Origin of the sequence: Amycolatopsis sp. CA-126428, assembly GCF_002904335.1 — a bacterium.
In the GTDB taxonomy this organism is placed as follows: Bacteria; Actinomycetota; Actinomycetes; order Mycobacteriales; family Pseudonocardiaceae; genus Amycolatopsis.
This window is the reverse complement of sequence record NZ_PPHF01000048.1, coordinates 155,010-175,312: the sequence shown is the minus strand read 5'-3', so window position 1 is coordinate 175,312 and position 20,303 is coordinate 155,010. Positions and strand designations below refer to the sequence as shown.

Here is a 20,303-nt window from a genome sequence, read left to right as displayed (position 1 = left end):
GCACAACGGTCAACGAACTACCGCCGTTCGACGAAACCGCTGCTCCGGTCGGATCAGTGCGAAGGTCGGGCCGGCTGCTGCAGGTGTTCGCCGAAGAAAGACGTCACTCGGCTCCACGCGTCTTCGGCCGCTTCGTGGTGGTAGGTGAAGCCGACGACCTTGAGCAGCAGGTTCACCGGGGCCGCGGTGTCGATCTTGTTGGCGAACCCGTGGCTGGCGTCCGGGTACTCCTTGACGTCGTGCGGGATGTCGCGCTCGGTGAGTGCCGTCTCGAGCTTCGCCGCGGCGCCGCGCAGCCCGAAGTCCTTCTTGCCGAAGCTGGCGACGACCGGGCAGGCGTCGTCGAGCACCGACAGGTTCTTCGGCAGCTGCCCGTAGTACGGCGCCGACGCTTCGAACCCGCGTGACGCGGCGACGAGCGCGAAGCCGCCACCCATGCAGAACCCGGCGACGCCGATGCGGCCCGAGCAGTCCGGCCGCGCGGCGAGGAGCGCGCGGGACGCCTCGATGTCGTCGAACGCCCGGCCGCGGTTGGCGAACATGTCCGAGAACACCCGCCGCACGCAGCGGAACATGCCGCCGCGCGAATACAGGTCCGGGCTGAGCGCGAGATAGCCCTCGCGGGCGAACCGGTCGGTGATGTTCTTCGTGTCCTGGCTCAGCCCGAACGCGTCGTGGATGAGCACCACGCCCGGGTGCGGTCCCGCGGCCGCGGGCTCCGCCAGGTAGCCGCCGATGGTCCCGTCCGAAACCGGAATAGTCATCTCCATATCGGCGAAGATAGCGAGCCACCGCCGCTTCCGCGCCGCGCGCTGAGAGTTTCTCAGCGCATTCCGGACAAACCTCAGTCCAGGGTGAAGGGGTCGTAGGATATTCGTTCCAGATCGATTCCCCTGGCCAGCAGCTTGGCGACGGTCGCCTGGATCATCGGCGGCGAACCGGAAACGAGAACGTCGTGGTCGCCCCACGTGCCGCGCTGGGTGACGGCGTGGCCGAGCGTGCCGCGGTCGCCGCCGGACAGCGCGCCCTCCTCGGTGACCGGGGTGACCGTCAGCCACTTCGACGTCGTGGCCAGCCGGCGCAGCTCCTCCAGCGCGTACAGGTCTTCCGGTCGCCGGCCGCCGAAGAACAGGTGCACGGGCGGGTTCCGCTTCCAGCGCGAAAGGTCGTCGAGGATCGCCAGCAGCGGGGTGATCCCGGTGCCGCCGCCGATCATCAGCAGCCGCCGTTTCGCGGACGTCGGCCGGACGTTCAGGGCGCCCATCGACGGCCCGAGGTGCCACACGTCCCCCGGCCTGGTGTGGTTGACGATGCTCCCGCTGACCCAGCCGCCGGGCACCGCGCGCACGTGGAAGGTGAGCTGACCGTCGCCGCGGGGCGCGTTCGCCGGCGAGAGGTACCGCCAGAACCGCGGCCGTTGCGGCACTTCCACGCTGACGTACCCGCCCGCGCGGTAGGGCAGCAGGCCTTCGGTGCGCACCTTGACCAGGGCGACGTCGCGGCTGAGCTTCCGGTGCTCGAGCACGGTCGCCGACCACGCCGCCGGCCCGGTTTCCGCCTGGGCGGCCTCGCGCATCGTCTTGGCGATGAGCCCGTAGGCCGAGCTCCACGCGGATTCGACCTCGGCGGTCCACTTCTCCTTGAGGAACCGTTTCAGCGCCGCGATCAGCGCGACGCCCACGGCGTCGTAGTGGCGGGAGACGACGGCGAACTTCCGGTGGTCGCGGCCCAGCTGGCCGAGGAAAGTGACCAGCTCATCGGGCCGGTCGACCATCTGCACCACGTACACCAGTGCGCGCAGCAACCGGCTTCGCTGGGTCGTCATGGTGACCGGGAAAAGATCACGGCAATCGGGGGCGACCACGAACAACGCGCCGTAGAAGTACTGCGCGAGTTCGTCGGCTTTCGGCTCGATCTCCGCGAAACTCTCGCGAATCAACCGGGCCATCTCTCGACCTTCCACAGCCGAAACGGGAAGCGTCTCGGGCATGGTGGAGATCTTCACGGATTCAGCGCTCATCGGGAACGGTTTTCTCCAGTCGTGCAAAGGCTTTTTTCGCGCCGTGCATGCGGCGTCGCCGTGCGGTGCCGCCCCCGAGGGTTCCCGACTGTAGGCGAATTCCCGTGCAGATGCGCGTGATTCCGCGCGTTCCCGCTCGAACGGACCAATTCAGGTACGCCCGGTAAACCCCGGCTGTCGCTGCGTAAAAATGATCACGACTTCGGATTCATCCGTTACCGGTCATCGATTTCCGATGCGTAACGAATCGTTCACCGGACGGCGGATTGCGGCGGCCGGTGGCGGCTAGTCGATCGTGAACGGGTCGTACTGGATCTGGTCCAGCGCGCTGCCCGCGACCAGCATGCGCGACACCGTCGCGCGGATCATCGCCGGTGAGCCGGACACCAGGATGTGGTGGCCGGGCCAGGAGCCGTACCGCGTGACGGCTTCGGCCAGCGTCCCCTGCTCGAAGCCGGGGACGTCGCCGCCGCGCTCGACCACCGGCGTGATGGTCAGCCACGGGTTCGTCGCGGCGAGCGCGCGCAGTTCTTCGAGGTCGTAGAGGTCCTCGCGCGCCGGGCCGCCGTAGAAGAGGTGGGTCTTCGGGTTCTCACCCCACAGCGCGAGGTGGTCGAGGATCGACCGCAGCGGCGCGACGCCGGTGCCGCCGGCGATCATCAGCACGGCCCGCGAGGACTCGCGGTCGACCGTCATCCGGCCCAGCGGCGGGCCGAGGCGCCAGACGTCGCCGGGCTGGGTGTGGCTGACGATGGCGCGGGAGACCCAGCCGCCGTCGATCGCGCGGACGTGGAACTCGATGCCGCCGTCCTCGCGCGGCGCGTTCGCCGGCGAGAGGTACCGCCACAGCCGCGGCCGCTGCGGCACTTCGACGCTCACGTACTGGCCGGGGTGGTACGGCACGGGCTGGTCGGGCACCAGCCGCACCAGGGCGAGGTCCCAGGTCAGCCGCCGGTGCTCGACCACGGTGGCCGACCACGACGGCGGGTTCGTGTCGGACGCGGCCGCGTCCTGCATGGCCCGCGCGGCGATGGTGAACGCTTCGGCCCACGCCCGCTCGACCTCGGGCGTCCACGCCGGGCCGAGGTGGTTCTTGAGCGACGCCAGCAGCGCGGTGCCGACCGCTTCGTAGTGCCGGGGCACCACGCCGAACTTGCGGTGGTCGCGGCCCAGCTGGCGCAGGAACGGCGCGAGGTCGTCGGGCCGGTCGACCATCTGCACGATGTGCACCAGCGCGCGCACCAGCCGGCCGCGCTGGATCTCCATGTTGATCGGGAAGAAGTCGCGCGTGGTCGGGGCGAGGGTGAACAGCATCCCGTAGAAGAACTGCGAGATGTCGGCGATGTACGGCTCGGACCTGGCCCAGCTGTCCCGGATGAGCCGGACCATCGCGGTCACGGCCGCGGGGGCTTCACGCGGGGCCGACGACCTGGGGAGCGGGCTGACGGAGTCGGCTGTCATCAGGGGTTGTTCACGGGTCGGGGACCGCCTCCGGGGTCCTTCGCCACTGCTGCCACCTCGTTACTCAACGTTACTCGCCTGCGCTGCGCGCACCGCCCGTCCGCAGGGTAGCCGCCGGGGGCCCTTTTGCCCGCATTGTTGCTCCGACCGGGTGTATTCGCCCCGGTCAGGCGTGGGCGACCTCACCGGAGAGATGGTTGTCCCGAGCAAGCGTCCACCAATATACTTGTATGGCACAACTAAGGGAGGTGCCGAATGGGCTTCGACAACACCGACGACGACGTCCGGGTCGAGCTCATGCGCGAGCTGAAGACGGCTTCCCAGCTCCAGCACGCCTGGGTCATGCAAGCCTGGCAGAGCGAGCCCGGGCTGCACCCGGCGGCCGCGATGCTGCTGTCCGACCTGGCGAAGAACGGCGAGACGCGGCCGTCCGAGCTGGCGAAACGCCGGTTCGTCGACCTCTCGGTCGTCAGCAGGCAGATCACCCAGCTGTCCGCGGCCGGGCTGGTCGACCGCCGTCCCGCGCCCGAAGACGGCCGGGCGTCCCTGGTGAGCGTGTCCGAGAAGGGCCGGGCCGAGCTCGCGCGCTGGCGCGCCAACTACGTCGAGTTCATGGAGAAGGCGCTCGGCGGCTGGGACGACGAGCGCGTCACCGACCTCACCGCCCGGCTGGCGGAGATGAACACCGACCTCCGCCGTGCCCTCGGCAGCGACGCCTGGCTGGCTGACACGAACAAGTGACACCGCGGGGAAGAGGCACACCCGAAGTGGCTCTTCCGCCTGCGGATACTGTCCGTTCGGTCCTGACTTGGCGGCGTTCGTCGGGGTTAACGTCGGTGGGGTGACGCGTGACCGGGTCGCACTGCTGTGCGCGCTGGGGACCGACAACTTCGGCTCAGGTCTGTTCCTCCCGTTGGCACTGGTCTACGTGACGCAGGTGGTCGGCGTGCCGCTGGCCGTGGCCGGCACCGCCGTCACCCTGGGTGCCGTCGGCGGGCTCGTCGTGCCGCCGCTCGCCGGCCGGCTCGTCGACCGCGTCGGGCCGCGTGCCGTGGTGATCTGCGCCCAGCTGCTGCAGGCGGCGGGGGTCGGGGCGTACCTGATCGCCGACGGTGCGGGCCCGGTGGTGGTCGCGGCCGTCCTGCTGTCCGCCGGGCAGCAGCTCTTCTACAGCTCCCTGTTCGTGCTCATCGCCGACGTCGCGGGCGACGGCCCGAAGGACCGCCCGTTCGCCCAGGTCGGGATGGTGCGGGCCGCTTCCTTCGGCCTGGGCGGTCTGGCGGCGGGAGCGATGCTGACGTGGCTCGGGAACTCCGGTTACCGCATCGCGCTCGTCGTGGACGCGCTGACGTTCTTCCTGGCCGCCCTGATCCTGGTCTCCTTCGTCCGGCTCGTGCGGCCGCACCGGCCGGTCTGCGAACGGTCGGTCCGCGTGCTGCGTGACCGGCCGTACCTGGCCCTCATCGTCTTCAGCGGGCTCTTCGGGCTCTCGCTGGACTTCTTCCTGATCGGTATGCCGGTGTTCGTGCTCGACCGGCTGCAGGGCCCGGTCTGGCTGCCGGGCGCGATCCTCGCCCTGCTGACCGTGCTGACCAGCGTCGGCGGCACGCTCGCGCTGCGGCTCACCGCCCGGCTGACGCGGATCGCGGCGATGCGCGCCGGCTCGGCGTTGTTCTCCGCGTGGTGCCTGGTCAGCCTGGGTGTGCTGCTCGTGCCCGACGGCTGGCGGGTGGTGTACCTGCTGGTGTCGACGCTGGTGTTCGCCGCCGGCGACCTGGTCTTCGGGCCGAGATCGGGGGCGCTCGCCGAGGCCGCGGCACCTCCGGTCGCCCGTGGACGTTATCTCGCCGCGTACCAGTACGCGTTCACCGTGGCGCAGGTGATCGCGCCCGCCGTGGTGACCTTGTTCTCGGTCGCCGACTGGTTACCCTGGGTGCTGGTGGGGGCGTGCGCCGGTCTCGCCGTGGCCGGGCTCGGCACGCTCGGCTCGCGGTTGCCGGCGAGCGCGGTCGCACCCGGGCAGAGTTGAGCGGAACAGACTCAAGTTTTCGTGCGTTAGGGATAGTGACGGGTCACGGTCAGGCCTGTCACCAGGACTTTCTCGCAGTACCGAGCATGAGGTGAGGGATGGACGCTTTCAACCCGACCACGAAGACCCAGCAGGCGATCTCGTCCGCGGCGCAGGCGGCCACCATGGCCGGCAACCCGCACGTGTCGGCCCCCCATCTGCTGGGCGCCCTGCTGGCGCAGGGTGAGGGGCTGACCGCACCGCTGCTGACCGCGGTCGGGGCCGACCCGGAGGTGGTGCACAAGGAGCTCGAGCCGCTCATCGCGGCGCTGCCGTCCGCGACCGGCGCGACCGTGTCGAGCCCGCAGTTCGACACCCACGCGGTCAAGTCGCTGACGCGCGCCCAGAAGCTCGCCACCGAGCTGGGCGACGAGTACGTCTCGACCGAGCACCTGCTCGTCGGGCTCGCGACCGAGGGCGGCCAGGTCGCCGACCTGCTCAAGCGCCACGGTGCGACGCCGGACGCGCTGCAGGAGGCGTTCGCCAAGGTCCGCGGCTCGGCCCGGATCACCAGCGCGGACCCCGAGAGCACGTTCAAGGCGCTCGAAAAGTACGGCGTCGACCTCACCGAGCGCGCCCGCGCCGGCGAGCTCGACCCGGTCATCGGCCGTGACACCGAGATCCGCCGCGTCGTCCAGGTGCTGTCGCGGCGCACGAAGAACAACCCGGTCCTGATCGGCGAGCCGGGCGTCGGCAAGACGGCCATCGTCGAAGGGCTGGCCCAGCGCATCGTCGCCGGGGACGTGCCCGAGTCGCTGCGCGGCAAGCGCGTCGTCGCCCTCGACCTCGGGTCGATGGTGGCCGGCGCGAAGTACCGCGGCGAGTTCGAGGAGCGGCTGAAGGCCGTGCTCAAGGAGATCACCGACTCCGCGGGCGAGGTCGTCACCTTCATCGACGAGCTGCACACCATCGTCGGCGCCGGGGCGACCGGCGAGGGCGGCGCGATGGACGCGGGCAACATGATCAAGCCGATGCTCGCCCGCGGTGAGCTGCGGATGGTCGGCGCGACCACCCTCGACGAGTACCGCCAGCACATCGAGAAGGACGCCGCCCTGGAGCGGCGCTTCCAGCAGGTGCTCGTCGGCGAGCCGTCGCCGGAGGACACCATCGCGATCCTGCGCGGGCTGAAGGAACGCTACGAGGTCCACCACGGTGTCCGGATCACGGACGCCGCGCTGGTGGCCGCCGCGACGCTGTCCGACCGCTACATCACCGCGCGCTTCCTGCCGGACAAGGCGATCGACCTGGTCGACGAGGCCGCGTCGAAGCTCCGCATGGAGATCGACTCGCGGCCGGTGGAGATCGACGAGGTCGAGCGCGCCGTGCGCCGGCTCGAGATCGAGGAGATGGCGCTCGCCAAGGAGAGCGACGCCGCGTCGAAGGAGCGGCTCGCCAACCTGCGTGCCGAACTGGCCGAGAAGCGGGAGACGCTGACGGCGCTGACCGCGCGCTGGCAGAACGAGAAGGGCTCCATCGAGCGCGTTCGCGAGCTCAAGGAGCAGCTGGAGCAGCTGCGCGGCGAGTCGGAGCGCGCCGAGCGGGACGGCGACCTCGGCAAGGCCGCCGAGCTGCGCTACGGCCGGATCCCCGCGCTGGAGAAGGAGTTCGAAGCGGCCACCGCGGCGAGCGAGGCCAGCCAGCAGAACGTCATGCTCAAGGAAGAGGTCGGCGCGGACGACGTCGCGGACGTGGTCAGCGCGTGGACCGGCATCCCGGCGGGCCGGCTGCTGGAGGGCGAGACCGGCAAGCTGCTCCGGATGGAGGAGGAGCTGACCCGGCGCGTCATCGGGCAGGCCGAGGCCGTGCAGGTCGTCTCGGACGCGGTGCGCCGCGCCCGGGCCGGCGTCGCCGACCCCGACCGGCCGACCGGTTCGTTCCTGTTCCTCGGCCCGACCGGCGTCGGCAAGACCGAGCTGGCCAAGGCGCTGGCCGAGTTCCTGTTCGACGACGAGCGCGCGATGCAGCGCATCGACATGAGCGAGTACGCCGAGAAGCACTCGGTGGCGCGCCTGGTCGGTGCCCCGCCCGGGTACGTCGGCTACGACCAGGGCGGGCAGCTGACCGAGGCCGTCCGGCGCCGGCCGTACTCGGTGGTGCTGCTCGACGAGGTGGAGAAGGCCCACCCGGACGTCTTCGACGTGCTGCTGCAGGTCCTCGACGACGGGCGGCTGACCGACGGCCAGGGCCGGACGGTGGACTTCCGCAACACCATCCTGATCCTGACCTCGAACCTCGGTTCGCAGGCGATCGCCGACCCGTCGCTCGACGAACGGCAGCGGCGGGACGCGGTGCTCGACGTGGTGCAGCGGCAGTTCAAGCCGGAGTTCCTGAACCGGCTCGACGACATCGTCGTGTTCCACTCGCTCGGCACCGAGCAGCTGACGTCCATTGTGGACATCCAGATCGCCCGGCTCGCCAAGCGGCTGGCCCAGCGGCGGCTGAACCTGGAGGTCACCGACGGTGCCCGCGAGTGGCTCGCGCTCAACGGCTTCGACCCGATCTACGGCGCCCGCCCGCTGCGGCGGCTGGTCCAGTCGGCGATCGGCGACAAGCTGGCGAAGGAGCTGCTGTCCGGCGAGATCCGGGACGGCGACACCGTGCGCGTCGACGGCCCGGAGCTGGAGGCCGGTGCGGCGCTGACCGTCACCCGCGTCTGACCGGTCGTGAGTGGTAAGGCGGGTTCTAACCCGCCTTACCACTCACGAGACCGTCCACAGTGGCGACATGTCGACCCGGTGTCGCCCAAATTGCTCCGAATGGGCCCGGCGACACGGGTACCGGCGATCATCCCTCCGGCGTAGCAGGCGATACGCTGACGGTCGTGGGTATTCCGGCGTGGATCTGGTTCGTCATCGCGGCCGTCGCCCTGGTGGCGGGGCTGGGGCTGCTCGCCGCCGACCGGGCGAAGGAGGGCTCGCGCAACCGCGAGCGAATGCGCTGGGCGCAGTTGCGCGGCTGGCAGTTCGTCGAGGAGGACGAGCGGCTGCCGCAGCAGTGGTCCAACGGCGCGATCGGCTACTTCGGCGCGGACGCGGCCGTGAACGTGGTGGCGGGTTCGACCTTCACCTCCGACGGCCGCCGCCCGGTGTTCATCTTCGACATCGAAACCGAAGGTCAGATCCCCGCGGTGGTGGTCGCGGTGCGCTGCAACAAGAAGCACCGCATCCCGATCGAGATGTGGCTGTCCAGCGTCCCGTTCCAGCGCGCGGACATGCCCGAGATGCTCGGCCCGATCGGAGCCCGGTACGCCTTCGCGGACGACGCGGACGGCGCTCGCGTGGTGATCACGCAGGAGCTCGTCGACGCGGCGGACCAGCTGGGCGGCGACGTCGGCGTGGCCTGGCTGGAGAACGAGTGGGTGCTGGCCAGCGTGGTCCCGACGGCCGGCCCGTCCCGCCTCGAGCGCCTGCTGCGCGACCTGGGCGAGATCGCGGACATCGTCGACCCGTTCGACGAGGACTACGACGCGGGCCGCCACCAGGCGAGCGCGCCGGTCCCGTCCGAGGCGACAGCGTCTAGTGCGCCGGTCGCGAGCACCTCGGCTTCGGGCACTTCCGCTTCGGGCACCCCGGTCGCGAGCACGCCGGCCCCGGGCACCCCGGCGGCGGGGACGCCGGTCCAGCAGCCGCCCGCGGACGCGGAACCCAAGCCGACGCAGGACTGACGCTCAGCGCACGCCGGCCGCACCGCTGAGCTCGGCGATCCGGTCCGCGATCCGGTCGATCTGGGCCAGCAGTTCGGCGCGTGGGCACGTCAGGTCCAGCGTGTGTGCGTAGAGCTCGTACCGCCCACCGCGTGCCCGGTGCCGGACCTCGCCCGGCTTGCCGCTCGCGTAGACCAAGTGGCCGTGGCCGACGTCGAGCGCCGCGCAGTAGGCCAGCAGCTGGTAGAAGTCGTCGGCCGGCTGCTTCTGCTTGTACTTGGCGTCGACCACGACCGCCGGGCGGCCGTCGATCTGCCAGACGAGGTCCGGGTTCATCTTCAGCTCGCGTCCCTCGTCGAGGTGCCACGGGTACTGCGGGAAGCCCCGGCCGGGTATCCGGTCCTTCAACGCCGTGTCGACGGCTTCGGTCACGAAGCTTTCGAACACCTTTTCGACGTTGAAGATGAATCCATTGGTCGCGAAGCCACCTTGGCCGTGCTCGGGTGAAGACGCCTCGAGCAACAGCTCGGAGAGCCGGAGGACGGAGTGGTAGTGCGCGTTCCGCGGGGTGGGGTGCCACGGCGGTAACGGCGCGTTCCGGACCAGGGGTGACACGCCGTTCAGCGTCCGCCGGACGGCGTTCAGCCGGTCGGCCGACGTGGCGTCGAGCCCTTTGGTCTCCAAGAGCAGCGTCGTCGCGGCCAGCAGGATCCGGTTCTCCGGGATGTCGACACTGAAATCGTCGTAGCCGATCTCGAACGGGAACTCGCGGTCGTAGTTCCGGCGAAGCTGATCGGTCAGCCGGACCTTGCCGCGGATCGTCGTGGACGTCTCCGTCGCCGGGACGTACCCCGACAACAGGTTTGTGTCGAGCGCCCGTCGCGCCTGCCGCCAGAGCATGTTCGCGACGGCCGGGACGACGCCCTCGTCGGTCCGCATCGCGGCCGGCTCGTCGTACCACTGGTCGGACGCACGGACGCCGTGGCCGGCGAGGAACAGCAGCCGGGCGATGCCGAGCTTCGGAACCAGCCGGACCTGCAGGTCGGCGGCCCAGAAGACCCCCACCCAGCCGCGGTTGCCCGCGATCGTCCATTCGTCGCCGCCCGGCCGCGGTGGGGTCAGGGTGACGAACTTGCTGGCTTCCAGCGCGCGCGACTGCGGCTCGGTCAGCCGGCTGGTGCACCGGCCGGTTTCCAGGAGCTCCAGCGGATCCGTCATGTCCCGTTTCCGCTGACGCTCCGCCTGATCACGTCGAGCCGGTATTCCTCGAGCGCACCGGGACCGGCCGCGTAGTGGTGCTCCGCGAGCAACGGCAGGATCGAGGCCGCCCACGCCCGGTCCAGCCCGTCGGGGCGCCGGTAGATGGCCGGTTGCATGAGGAAGGACGGCCCCAGCGCCAGGTCGCGGCGACCGACTTGCTCGTTGAGCGCGTCGAGCACCTTCGGCGCGTCGTTGTTGAACGTCGAGCCGGGCTCCGCCGCGACCAGCCGGTCCAGCCACCGCCTCAGCAGTCCGGCGGTCGGTGGCACGTCCGGGTGGAGTTCGGTGAACACGAACCGCCGCCGGATCGCCGCGTCGACCGTGGCGATCGACCGGTCGGTCGTGTTCATCGTGCCGATGACGAAGATGTTCTCCGGCAGCGTGAAGGCCGTATCGGTCGAATACAGCAGGTTGATCGGCTCGTCGCGGTACTCGAGCAGGAAATACAGCTCGCCGAAGACCTTGGCGAGGTTCGCCCGGTTGATTTCGTCGATGATCAGGATGTGCGGTTCGCCGGGCTTCTTGCGTGCCGCATCGACGAGAGTCCGGAACGGACCGGGGTGCAGGCCGAACTCGACCTTGCCGTCCTTGTTCTGGGTCGGCCGGAACCCCTCGAAGAAGTCCTCGTAGGTGTACGACGGGTGGAACTGGACCAGTTTGACCGCGTTCACGTCGGCCAGAAGCCGGGCCAGCTTCTGTGCCAGATATGTCTTCCCGGTTCCTGGCGGGCCGTGGAAGATCAGCTGCTTGTACTCCCAGAGCAATTCGGCCTGCAGCCGCAGCCAGCCGGGCTCGATCAGCAAGTCCTCGGCCGCGTCGTCGGCGATCTCGGGAAAGGCGAGCACCCGGCGAGGTTCGGTGGACAGCTCGGCCGTCTCGGCGTTGAAGTCACGCAGCACCTGCTCGATCTCACCGAGGTGTTCGGTGAGGTCCACGATGGACGATGTGCTGCGCAGCTGGGCCTGGAGCGAGCGTGGCAGCTGGTCCAGTGAGGGTGCCGGGGTGAGCCGCTCCCATTGGGCGAACCGCCGGAGCGGAGCCAGGCGGTCATCGGCCAGGAAACCGGGGCTGGAGGCGATCCGGCCGAAATAGGCGGAACTGCCGCTCAACGTGAGGACGTAGTCACCGGTCCTCATCCTGTTCAGGAAGCCGTTCAGTTCCTCGAACCGAACGTTCCTGGCGTTGTAGGACTCGTGCCGGAAGTCTTCGTCGATCACCTCTCGCAGCAGGTCGGGCGAGACCGGCAGGGGCAGGGTGCGCAGCCCGTCGGCTGCCGTCGAAACGAACCCCTCGGCGATCCAGTGGCCGACCAGGCTCGACTCGGACGTCGTCGTGGCGCGGATCAGCCAAGCCCGTCGGGGAACCGAATCCGCCGCCTCCTCACCCCAGCGCAGGCGTTTGCGAAGAGCGGTGACGTCGAGTCGCTGCCGCTGGGACGCGCGGTCGTCCGCGTCGAACTCGACTCCTTCGAGCGCCAGCTTGTCCCGCAGATCGACGTGGTGAAAGCGGGCGTGGAGCCGGTTTCTGCCGGGGATCGATCCGTCCTCGTAAAGGATGCGGTGCGCACCCGCCGGGCCGGCTGTCAGAAGGTAGCGCGTGACGTCCTCGTCAGACGTGCCGGCCGCCCGCCGGAGACCTTCGAAGGAGCTCCACGATCCCGGAGTCACGACGTCCACCAGCCGCGCGATCACCGCTGCGGTGCCGGAAAGGCGGGAATGAGCGAGCTCTCGTTGCTTGCGGACTTCACTCGTCCGCTGCTTGAACTCCTCGAACAGCTGGTCACCCGGGAAGGTGTCCAGGGCGAGTTCGCCGGGTACGGTCAGGCACCACCCGTTGATCCTCTCGAGCCACCCGATCGTCGCGGCTTCCGCGGTGCAGCGGTCGAGCTGTTCGCGCCGGCTCGCCGGTTCGTCAGGCTCGTCCGGCGCGCTGCTCAGCTGGGCGGTGACGCCTGCGAACAGCTTCTCCGGCGAGAGGGGGCCGGCGTCACGGATCACCTCCATGCAGGCCCTGAGCAGTTGCGCAGAGTCGGCCATGTGTCTCCTCGCGGTGCGGCGGCGAGCACCCTCGCCGATGGGTCTATGCGGTCATCTCTTCCAGGAAGCGCTGCGTTTCCGGATCCACCGAGTAGACACAGGCGCCGCGCATCCCGCGGGTCAGCAGCACTTTGTAGGCCTGTGCGGTCAACACGTGGAACTGCTCGTCGGGAGCCTTCCGGACCGACGTGTCCGCGGACCCCTTCTTGTCGGCAACCCACGCGTCACCTCGCCGCACGAAGTCCGGCCCGAAGATCACGCCTGCCCAGTCGTATTCGAAGCCCTGCGCGGTGTAGATGCAGCCGACCTGGCCGAAGCCCCGGGGGTCGGTCGCCCAGTAGTGCGAGGCGGGTATTCCCTTCGGCAACGAGACCTTGCCGTCCGGCTTGGCGTTCCACGGACGTTTCCAGTCGCCGATCGTCACGTCGTCCACCAGGTGGCGGTCGGCTTTGGCGCCGGCCGGCTCACTCCACGGCCAGCAGAACCCGGCGGCGATCCGCGCGGTGGTGCCGTCTTGCTGCCGTTGCTTGTCCAGCAACCACGCTTCCAGCCGGGTCGGGTCCGGCGCGTCGGCGACGACGAATTCGTCGTCGGGGCCGACGATGCTGCTCCACTTCACCGGAGGCAGAGGACTCAGCCCGACCAGCCGCGCGACCCAGGCGTCGAAGGCATCCGATCCGCCGCAGCGGAACTGGCCGTCGAGCCGGATGACTTCGACCGCGAAGCCCTTCGCGCGGGCCGCGGCCTCGATCGCGGCCCGCGAGCCGAGCTCGTCCGGGCGGACCCGTTGCTGGTCGTCGAGGAGGAACACCGGCACCTTCGCCGCCGCGAGCAGCTCGTCGATCTGCCGGCCGGCCCGGCCTCGTACCTCTTTGCTCGCGAACCGCGTGTAGCTCTTCTCGCGGATCCGGTGCGCTTCGTCGCAGATCAACGCGTCGAGTTCCGCGGGGTCGGCGTCCATGTAATTGTTGAAGTACCGAAATCCGCCCTGCGGGCGTTGCGAACGACTTCCGGTGAACGTCCGCAACGTGCTGGTGAACGACCTCGAGCCGGTGGCGTGTTCCACCCGGAAGCCCTCGGCGTCGAGATCGCGCTTCAGGTTGAGCGCCACCGCGCTCTTTCCCGAGCCGGGGCCCCCGATGATGATCAAAGCGGTCGGCCGGCCGCCGGCGCGGGCGTTGTGCACTGCGGTCCGGACCCGCTCATACGCCACTTCCTGCTCGTCCAGCAGGACGAAACTGTCACGCAGCAGCCGGTGTAGCTTCCCCGCCTTGTCTTCTTCGGTCTTGAAGAGGAAGGACCGCTCTTGGCGGAAGGCGAGGAACTGGTCGCCGGCTCGCCGGGTCTCCGCTGTCGAGGAGGAGGCATCCAGCCGGGAGCGAAGGTGGTAGTGCAGTCCGGGGCCCGCCGCGGTGGTGAAGACCTGGGGGAGTCCGGCTGCTTCGTGATCGGGGACGGACGTGCCGGCGGCCTGATCCTCGACATAAGCCATGCCGTGGAGAGAACGCGGCCGCTTGGCCAGCTCCGGCGTAGCCGCGGCCAAGTAGTCGAGGTATTGGCGGACCTGTTTACCCGGGGAAAGGACATAAGTACCGTCGCGGACGAACAACTCGTCGGTCGCCCTCACGGTGTCACCCGCGGAAGCCAGGTTGACCAGCACGTGGCTCGACTCTTTGGTGTGCGGGTCGAGTCCGGACAGGACGAGGTCGATGTACTTCGAGCTGTGAGGTAGCCGGTGGTGCAAGATCACGTCGACGTGACTCAGCTGGGCGTCTTCCAACTCGGTGAGGAACTCCCGGAGCAGATCCGCCCAGCGATCGGGGGTGCTCTGATCGGCTTCGCCGGAGTGATTGCGGCCGAGTCGAGCGATCAGGTCGTCCAAGCCGTTGGCTCGCAGATCGGCGAGCATTTCTCCGGCACTCTTGCGCAGCGACATTCTCCCCCACCAGGCACGCGTCATCGATGCGCGGGTGGGGGCAGCAACGAGATTCCTCGGTGCCCGTCGGGCCGCATTGCCCGACCAGGTTAGTCGATCAGCGGGGAAGTGGATAAATGCTTCGAAAAACCGGGCGATACCCGCTGGTCAACGATTTGCCCGTCACGAAACCGGAGGGCTAGAAGCCCAGCACCGGCTGGTCGAGCGCGCTGAGCGACGCCGACCGGTCGAGCGTGCCGCGCACCGACGTCGTGGTGCCTTCGGCGTGGATCACGTGGTCCACGCCGAGGTCGCCGCGGATCGAGCCGGCCGGGCCGGCCTCGTCGAACGACTGGCTCGTCTTCGCCAGGCCCCATGCCGGGCCCAGCTGGCCGCCCGCCTCGTGCTTCTGGCCCACGTCCAGGACGCCCGCGATCTGGCCGGTCGCGTACTGCTCGGACGTGGCGCCCACCGCGCCCAGCGCGCCCAGGTCGATCGCCTGGCCCGACGACCTCCTGGCCGAGAGCGCGCCGTGGAGGTTGCCGGCGAAGGTGCCGCGCCAGCCCGTGTCGAGTTGCTCCGCGTTCTGGCTCAGGACGTCGATGCCCTCCGGGAGCCAGACGCCGTGGCTGGTGCCCTCGCCGATGCCGAGGCGGCGCTCGGCCGAGCCCGCCAGGCCGGGGGCGATGGTCAGGTCGCGTGACGCGCCCTGACCGAGCCGCTGGCTGTTCGCCGTGGTCGCCGAGGTCCGGCCCAGCCGCAGGGCGTGCTGGCCGGAGCGGACCAGCGATTCGCTCTCGCTCTCCGAGGAGGCCGTCGCGTTCTGCCAGCCCTCGCGGCGGATGGCCGCCGACTCCGAGAGGTTGTCGATCAGCAGGGCGCCCGCCACCTCCTTGGCGACGAAGTCGTGGCGGGTCGCCGTCACGGCCTCGCGGGTGGACGACGTCTCGTTCTCGGTCGCGGTCGAGATGTCGCGGTCGAGCGTGCCGTCGTGGCGGTGGTCGACCGGGAGGGAGATCCGGTCGAGCGGCAGCGTGATGTCGGTCTGGGTGGCGAGTGCCGTGGCCGGGGCCGCGAAAAGCAGCGCGACGGGCGCCGCGCCCGCGGCGACCTTGGGCAGATAGCCGCTTTTGCGCCTGCTGTGCTTACCCATGCGGCGGACGATACTTCCCCGCCGAATCGAACGCACGTCCACCCGTGACCAGCGGGTATGTTCACCCACATGACCACCACCGCTCTCATAACCGGCGCTACGGCGGGCATCGGGGCGCAGTTCGCGCGCACGCTCGCCGCCGAAAAATACGACTCGGTGCTCGTCGCCCGTGACGCCGCGCGGCTGGCGTCCTACGCCGCTGAGCTGCGGGAAAAGCACGGTGTCGCGGTGGAGGTGCTGCCCGCCGATCTGTCCGAAGTGGAGGGTCGGACGGCGGTCGAGGAGCGGCTCGCCGGTGCTCCCATCGACCTCCTGGTGAACAACGCCGGTTTCGGGCTGAACGGCGACTTCTGGACCATCCCGCCGGACGCGCTGCAGCGCCAGCTCGACGTCAACGTCACCGCCGTCCTGCGGCTCACCCGGGCCGTGCTGCCCGGCATGATCGAGCGCGGTCACGGCGAAATCATCCAGGTCAGCAGCGTGGCGGGCTTCTTCAGCGGTCGCGGCTCGACGTACACGGCCAGCAAGAACTGGGTCACGTCCTTCACCGAGGGCATCGCCGCTTCGCTGCCGAAGGGCGTCCGGATGATGGCGCTGTGCCCCGGTTTCACGGCGACCGAGTTCCACGAACGGGCCGGCATCGGCAAATCCGGCCCGAAAATCGCCTGGCTGGGTGTCGAACAGGTGGTCGGCGAGGCGCTCGCGGACCTGCGCCGCGGCAAGGTGATCTCCGTGCCGAGCCTGCAGTACAAAGCCGTTGTCGCGATCGGCGGCCTGCTGCCGCGCGCGGTGCTGCGCCGGATCAGCGGCGGCTTCGGCGGCAAGGGCCGCACCTGAGTAGGGCTGTCCCCACCTTCGAGACGCGCGTCAGCACCAGGGTGGTCCGGCGGCGGGCTCAATAGCGTTTTGCCCATGACAACTGGGTGGCACGAGGCAGCCGACGCGGTCCGGCTGGAGGCTGTGCGCAAGGAGTACGGCGACGGCGTGGTCGCGCTGGACGGGGTTTCGATCGCGTTCCCGCGCGGCGGGTTCACCGCGGTGATGGGCCCGTCCGGCTCGGGCAAGAGCACCTTCCTGCACTGCGCGGCCGGCCTCGACCGGCCCACGTCCGGCCGGGTCGTGCTCGACGGCCAGGACCTCGACGGCAAGAACGAGACCTACCTGACGAAGCTGCGGCGCGACCGCGTCGGCTTCGTCTTCCAGGCGTTCAACCTGCTCCCGGCGCTGACGGTCGAGCAGAACGTGGTGCTGCCGCTGCAGCTGGCCGGCAAGCGCCCGGACAAGCGGCTGGTGGAACGGATCCTCGCGCACGTCGGGCTCGACGGGCGCCGCAAGCACCTGCCCGGGCAGCTCTCCGGCGGGCAAGCGCAGCGCGTCGCGATCGCGCGGGCCCTGGTCACCGACCCGGCCGTGCTGTTCGCCGACGAGCCGACCGGCGCGCTCGACACCCGGACGGCGTCCGAGGTGCTCGGCCTGCTGCGCGATTCCGTCCGGTCTTCGGGCCAGACGGTGATCATGGTGACGCACGACCCGGTCGCCGCGTCCTACGCCGACGACGTCGTGTTCCTGGCCGACGGCCGGATCGCCGGCCGGCTGGCCCGGCCGACCGCCGAAGCCGTCGCCGAGCGGATGACCCACCTCGGGGCCTGGGACCGGCTGGCGGTGCGCGCCTGATGTTCAAGCTGGCCCTGCGAACCCTCCGCCTGCGCAAAGGCGGCTTCCTGGCGACGTTCGTCGCCGTGTTCTTCGGCGCGCTGGTCGTCTCGGCGTGCGGTGGCCTGATGGAGACCGGCATCCGGTCCGAGACGCCGGTGCAGCGGCTGGCCGCGGCGCCGATCGTCGTCGGCGGGCAGCAGACGCTCAAGCTGCCGAAGGAGGACCCGGCGGCCCTCGAGCCCGAGGACAAGCACAAGTTCGAGAACGCGACCCTGCCCGAGCGCGTCCGGCTCGACGCGGGCCTGGCCGGCCGCCTGCGCGCGGTTCCCGGCGTCACGGACGTCGTCGGCGAGATCAGCTTCCCGGCGCAGATCGGCGCCGCGAGCGCCCTCGGCCACGCATGGGACTCCGCCGTGCTGACGCCGTACGCCCTCAGCGGCCAGGCGCCGAAGCCGGGCGAAGTCGTCGTCGACGCCGGGCTCGGGCTCGCCGTCGGGGACACGCTGCCGGTGGCCGCGCACGGCAGCGCCGGCCGGTACCGGATTTCCGGGATCGCCCAGGCGCCGCAGGCCATGCAGGACGCGGCGGTCTTCTTCGCTGCTTCGGACGCCGAACGGCTCTCCGGGCACCCGGGCCGCTTCGACACCATCGGCGTCTTCGGGGGTGACGTCGCCGCCGTGACCGCGGCCGTCGGGGACGCCGGTGTCGTGGCGACCGGCGTCGACCGCGGCGCCTTCGAGTTCCCCGAGACCGGCAAGAGCGGCGAGAACCTGATCGTGTTGGCCGCCGTCTCGGGCGGGCTGTCGGCGCTGGTCATGGTGTTCGTCGTGGCAGGCACGCTGACGCTGTCGACGCAGCAGCGCCAGCGCGAACTCGCGCTGCTGCGCGCGGTCGGCACGACCCCGCGCCAGCTGCGGCGGATGGTGCTCGGCGAGGCGCTCGTCGTCGGCGTGCTCGCGGTCGGCGTCGCGGTGGTGCTCGGCCCGGTGCTCGGGGAGTGGCTGTTCGGCGAGCTCGCCGGCCACCACGTCGTCCCGGACGTGCTGCGGTACGAGCAGGGCTGGGTCCCGGCCGTGGTCGCCGCGGGTGCGTCGCTGCTGGCGGTCGTGGGTGCTTCCTTCGTGGCGGGACGGCGTGCGTCGCGGATCCGCCCGACCGAGGCGCTCGCCGAAGCCGCCGTGGAGCGGCGCTGGCTGACGCCGATCCGGCTGATCGTCGCGATCCTGTGCTTCGCGGGCGGGACGGCGCTCGGCATCGTCACGGTCGCGGTGATGACCGGCCCGGTCGCGGCCAGCACGGCCGGCCCGGCGGTGATGCTGTGGGCGTTCGGGCTCGCGGCGATCAGCCCCGGCGTGACGAAGCTGATGGCCACGCTGCTGCGCTGGCCGGTGGAGGCGCTGACCGGCGTCAACGGCCGGGTCGCGCTGCGCAACACCCGCGTCGGCGCGGTGCGGGCAGCCGGTGCGGTCACCCCGATCATGCTCGCGGTCGGCATCGCGACCGCCAACATCTACCTGCAGACCACCCAGGAAGCCGTCTCGAACCAGGCCTACACCGAGGACCTGCGCGCGGACGCCGTCGTCGCCGCGCCGGGCGGGCTCGACCCCGCGGTGCTCGGCCGGGTGCGTGCGGTGCCGGGCGTCGCCGGGGCCTCCGAGTACGTCACCAGCACGGTGTTCGTCGAGAAGCCGTTCGACGCGGACCAGCACGACGACGGCCGGCCCGCGCTGGGTGTGAGCGAGCTGACCGGGAACACCGTCGAGGTGCCTTCGACGTCCGGCCACCACGTCGGCGACACGCTGTCGCTGCGGCTCGGCGACGGCACGCCGGTGGACGTGCGGGTCACCGCCGTCACCGACCAGCGCCCCGGGTTCGAACGGCTCGTGCTGCCCGCGGAACTGCTGGCCCCGCACACGACGCTCGGGCTCGCCCCGCAGCTGCTGGTCCGCGCCGCTCCCGGCGTCGACCCGGCGACCCTGACTTCGCGGCTGCGCGAAGCGACCGCCGGGCTGCCGGTGGCCGTGGGTGACCGCGGCGCGCTGATCGCGGCGCACGCCAAGGGCAACGAGGTCGGCGCCTGGGTCAACTACCTGCTCGTCGGGATGATCCTCGCGTACACGGTGATCTCCGTGGTGAACACGCTGGTGACGGCGACCGCGCGGCGGCGTCGCGAGTTCGGGGTGCAGCGGCTGAGCGGCTTCACCCGCGGCCAGGTGCTGCGCATGGCCGGTGTCGAAGGCGGCTTGATCGCGACCATCGCGGTGCTGCTCGGCACCCTCGTCGCGGCGGGCGCGATCGTGCCGTTCTGCCTGGTGGTGTCCGGGTCGCTGCTGCCGTCGGGCCCGGTGACGATCTACCTGGCGGTGCTCGCGATCGCGGTGGTGCTCTCGCTCGTGGCGATCCTGGTCCCGGCCTGGGCGGCGACGCGCGGGCGTGCGGTCGACGCCACATCCATCGGTGAGTGAACCCGGCCGTGTGTAAGACTCACGGCCGTGGCGAACCCCGGGTTGGATCAAGCGGCGAAACTCGAACTGGCCAGGCTGGTCACCGATCTTTCCGTAGTGCACGGAAAAGTGACCCTGGCGTCCGGCAAGGAAGCCGACTACTACATCGACCTCCGGCGGGCGACGCTGCACCACGCGGCCGCGCCGCTGATCGGCAAGCTCCTGCGTCAGCTCACGGCGGACTGGGACTACGTGGCGGCCGGCGGCCTGACGCTCGGCGCCGACCCGGTCGCGCTGGCGATGCTGCACTCGGCGGCGTCCGACGGGGTCGTGCTGGACGCGTTCGTCGTCCGCAAGGCGGTCAAGGAACACGGCATGCAGCGCCGGATCGAGGGCATGGAGGTCCGCGGCCAGCGCGTGCTGGCGGTGGAGGACACGTCCACGACGGGCGGCAGCGTGCTGACGGCGGTCGAGGCCCTGCGCGAAGCGGGCGCGAACGTCGTCGGCGTCGTGACGGTCGTCGACCGCGACACCGGCGCGCGCGAGGCCATCGAGAAGGAAGGCCTGGAGTACCGGTACGTCCTCGGGAAGGACGACCTGGGCCTGGACTGAGCCGCCCACCGGGGCGGATCCGTGGATTCGCCCCG

General features: G+C 70.5%; 14 protein-coding genes and 1 pseudogene. 8 read left to right on the top strand and 7 right to left on the bottom strand.

Going from position 1 to position 20,303, the window contains the following annotated elements:
* Positions 1 to 53 precede the first annotated feature (53 nt).
* The 3 genes from C2L58_RS14035 to C2L58_RS14025 all read right to left on the bottom strand — a co-directional run bounded on the left by C2L58_RS14035 (position 54) and on the right by C2L58_RS14025 (position 3,481).
* Entirely contained in the window at positions 54 to 770 is a 717-nt protein-coding gene (locus tag C2L58_RS14035; RefSeq protein ID WP_103338011.1) for a dienelactone hydrolase family protein, read from the bottom strand.
* A gap of 74 nt (positions 771 to 844) precedes the next feature.
* Positions 845 to 1,948, bottom strand: coding sequence for a globin domain-containing protein (locus C2L58_RS14030; RefSeq protein ID WP_103338010.1), 1,104 nt, complete (start codon positions 1,946 to 1,948; stop codon positions 845 to 847).
* Positions 1,949 to 2,305: 357 nt separating this feature from the next.
* On the bottom strand, positions 2,306 to 3,481 hold the full coding sequence (locus C2L58_RS14025) for a globin domain-containing protein (RefSeq protein WP_199191262.1): 1,176 nt from the start codon (positions 3,479 to 3,481) through the stop codon (positions 2,306 to 2,308).
* Between the two features lie 255 nt (positions 3,482 to 3,736).
* Here C2L58_RS14025 and C2L58_RS14020 point away from each other — a divergent pair, with 255 nt between their 5' ends.
* From C2L58_RS14020 to C2L58_RS14005, 4 genes and pseudogenes are all read left to right on the top strand, one after another.
* Complete coding sequence (locus C2L58_RS14020) at positions 3,737 to 4,222, top strand: MarR family winged helix-turn-helix transcriptional regulator (RefSeq protein ID WP_103338008.1); 486 nt, start codon at positions 3,737 to 3,739, stop codon at positions 4,220 to 4,222.
* 100 nt (positions 4,223 to 4,322) lie between these two features.
* Positions 4,323 to 5,510 (top strand): MFS transporter, encoded by a 1,188-nt coding sequence (locus C2L58_RS14015; protein ID WP_103338007.1) that lies wholly within the window; start codon positions 4,323 to 4,325, stop codon positions 5,508 to 5,510.
* Between the two features lie 98 nt (positions 5,511 to 5,608).
* Positions 5,609 to 8,206, top strand: coding sequence for an ATP-dependent chaperone ClpB (gene clpB / locus C2L58_RS14010; protein WP_103338006.1), 2,598 nt, complete (start codon positions 5,609 to 5,611; stop codon positions 8,204 to 8,206).
* Between the two features lie 164 nt (positions 8,207 to 8,370).
* Positions 8,371 to 9,042, top strand: a pseudogene (locus C2L58_RS14005) (hypothetical protein); the annotation flags it as partial.
* Between the two features lie 174 nt (positions 9,043 to 9,216).
* Here C2L58_RS14005 and C2L58_RS14000 read toward each other — a convergent pair.
* The 4 genes from C2L58_RS14000 to C2L58_RS13985 all read right to left on the bottom strand — a co-directional run bounded on the left by C2L58_RS14000 (position 9,217) and on the right by C2L58_RS13985 (position 15,556).
* Positions 9,217 to 10,410 (bottom strand): McrC family protein, encoded by a 1,194-nt coding sequence (locus C2L58_RS14000; protein ID WP_103338004.1) that lies wholly within the window; start codon positions 10,408 to 10,410, stop codon positions 9,217 to 9,219.
* Positions 10,407 to 12,488 carry an McrB family protein gene (locus C2L58_RS13995; protein ID WP_103338003.1) on the bottom strand — a complete coding sequence of 694 codons (2,082 nt, stop codon included), beginning with the start codon at positions 12,486 to 12,488 and terminating at the stop codon, positions 10,407 to 10,409. The genes C2L58_RS14000 and C2L58_RS13995 overlap by 4 nt, the downstream gene beginning before the upstream one ends.
* A gap of 43 nt (positions 12,489 to 12,531) precedes the next feature.
* Positions 12,532 to 14,424, bottom strand: coding sequence for a DNA/RNA helicase domain-containing protein (locus C2L58_RS13990; protein WP_103338002.1), 1,893 nt, complete (start codon positions 14,422 to 14,424; stop codon positions 12,532 to 12,534).
* Between the two features lie 178 nt (positions 14,425 to 14,602).
* Positions 14,603 to 15,556 (bottom strand): hypothetical protein, encoded by a 954-nt coding sequence (locus C2L58_RS13985; RefSeq protein ID WP_103338001.1) that lies wholly within the window; start codon positions 15,554 to 15,556, stop codon positions 14,603 to 14,605.
* Positions 15,557 to 15,625: 69 nt separating this feature from the next.
* On the opposite strand from C2L58_RS13985, the gene C2L58_RS13980 reads away from it, so the two are divergent.
* The 4 genes from C2L58_RS13980 (at position 15,626) to pyrE (ending at position 20,268) form a co-directional block, all read left to right on the top strand.
* Positions 15,626 to 16,393, top strand: coding sequence for an SDR family NAD(P)-dependent oxidoreductase (locus C2L58_RS13980; protein WP_199191261.1), 768 nt, complete (start codon positions 15,626 to 15,628; stop codon positions 16,391 to 16,393).
* Positions 16,394 to 16,468: 75 nt separating this feature from the next.
* Complete coding sequence (locus tag C2L58_RS13975; RefSeq protein WP_199191260.1) at positions 16,469 to 17,230, top strand: ABC transporter ATP-binding protein; 762 nt, start codon at positions 16,469 to 16,471, stop codon at positions 17,228 to 17,230.
* Positions 17,230 to 19,677 carry an FtsX-like permease family protein gene (locus tag C2L58_RS13970; protein WP_103337998.1) on the top strand — a complete coding sequence of 816 codons (2,448 nt, stop codon included), beginning with the start codon at positions 17,230 to 17,232 and terminating at the stop codon, positions 19,675 to 19,677. The genes C2L58_RS13975 and C2L58_RS13970 overlap by 1 nt, the downstream gene beginning before the upstream one ends.
* Before the next feature lie 27 nt (positions 19,678 to 19,704).
* A complete protein-coding gene (gene pyrE, locus C2L58_RS13965) occupies positions 19,705 to 20,268 on the top strand; it encodes an orotate phosphoribosyltransferase (protein WP_013230857.1) in 564 nt (187 codons plus the stop codon).
* Positions 20,269 to 20,303 lie beyond the last annotated feature (35 nt).

What these genes read in the sequence shown, in the direction of transcription:
- C2L58_RS13985 (WP_103338001.1), bottom strand. Translation starts at nt 15,556, where the DNA reads ATGGGTAAGCACAGCAGGCGCAAAAGCGGCTATCTGCCCAAGGTCGCC.
- C2L58_RS13990 (WP_103338002.1), bottom strand. Translation starts at nt 14,424, where the DNA reads ATGTCGCTGCGCAAGAGTGCCGGAGAAATGCTCGCCGATCTGCGAGCC.
- C2L58_RS14030 (WP_103338010.1), bottom strand. Translation starts at nt 1,948, where the DNA reads ATGGCCCGGTTGATTCGCGAGAGTTTCGCGGAGATCGAGCCGAAAGCC.
- C2L58_RS13980 (WP_199191261.1), top strand. Translation starts at nt 15,626, where the DNA reads ATGACCACCACCGCTCTCATAACCGGCGCTACGGCGGGCATCGGGGCG.
- C2L58_RS14025 (WP_199191262.1), bottom strand. Translation starts at nt 3,481, where the DNA reads ATGACAGCCGACTCCGTCAGCCCGCTCCCCAGGTCGTCGGCCCCGCGT.
- clpB (WP_103338006.1), top strand. Translation starts at nt 5,609, where the DNA reads ATGGACGCTTTCAACCCGACCACGAAGACCCAGCAGGCGATCTCGTCC.
- C2L58_RS13975 (WP_199191260.1), top strand. Translation starts at nt 16,469, where the DNA reads ATGACAACTGGGTGGCACGAGGCAGCCGACGCGGTCCGGCTGGAGGCT.
- C2L58_RS14035 (WP_103338011.1), bottom strand. Translation starts at nt 770, where the DNA reads ATGGAGATGACTATTCCGGTTTCGGACGGGACCATCGGCGGCTACCTG.
- C2L58_RS14000 (WP_103338004.1), bottom strand. Translation starts at nt 10,410, where the DNA reads ATGACGGATCCGCTGGAGCTCCTGGAAACCGGCCGGTGCACCAGCCGG.
- C2L58_RS14020 (WP_103338008.1), top strand. Translation starts at nt 3,737, where the DNA reads ATGGGCTTCGACAACACCGACGACGACGTCCGGGTCGAGCTCATGCGC.
- C2L58_RS13995 (WP_103338003.1), bottom strand. Translation starts at nt 12,488, where the DNA reads ATGGCCGACTCTGCGCAACTGCTCAGGGCCTGCATGGAGGTGATCCGT.
- C2L58_RS13970 (WP_103337998.1), top strand. Translation starts at nt 17,230, where the DNA reads ATGTTCAAGCTGGCCCTGCGAACCCTCCGCCTGCGCAAAGGCGGCTTC.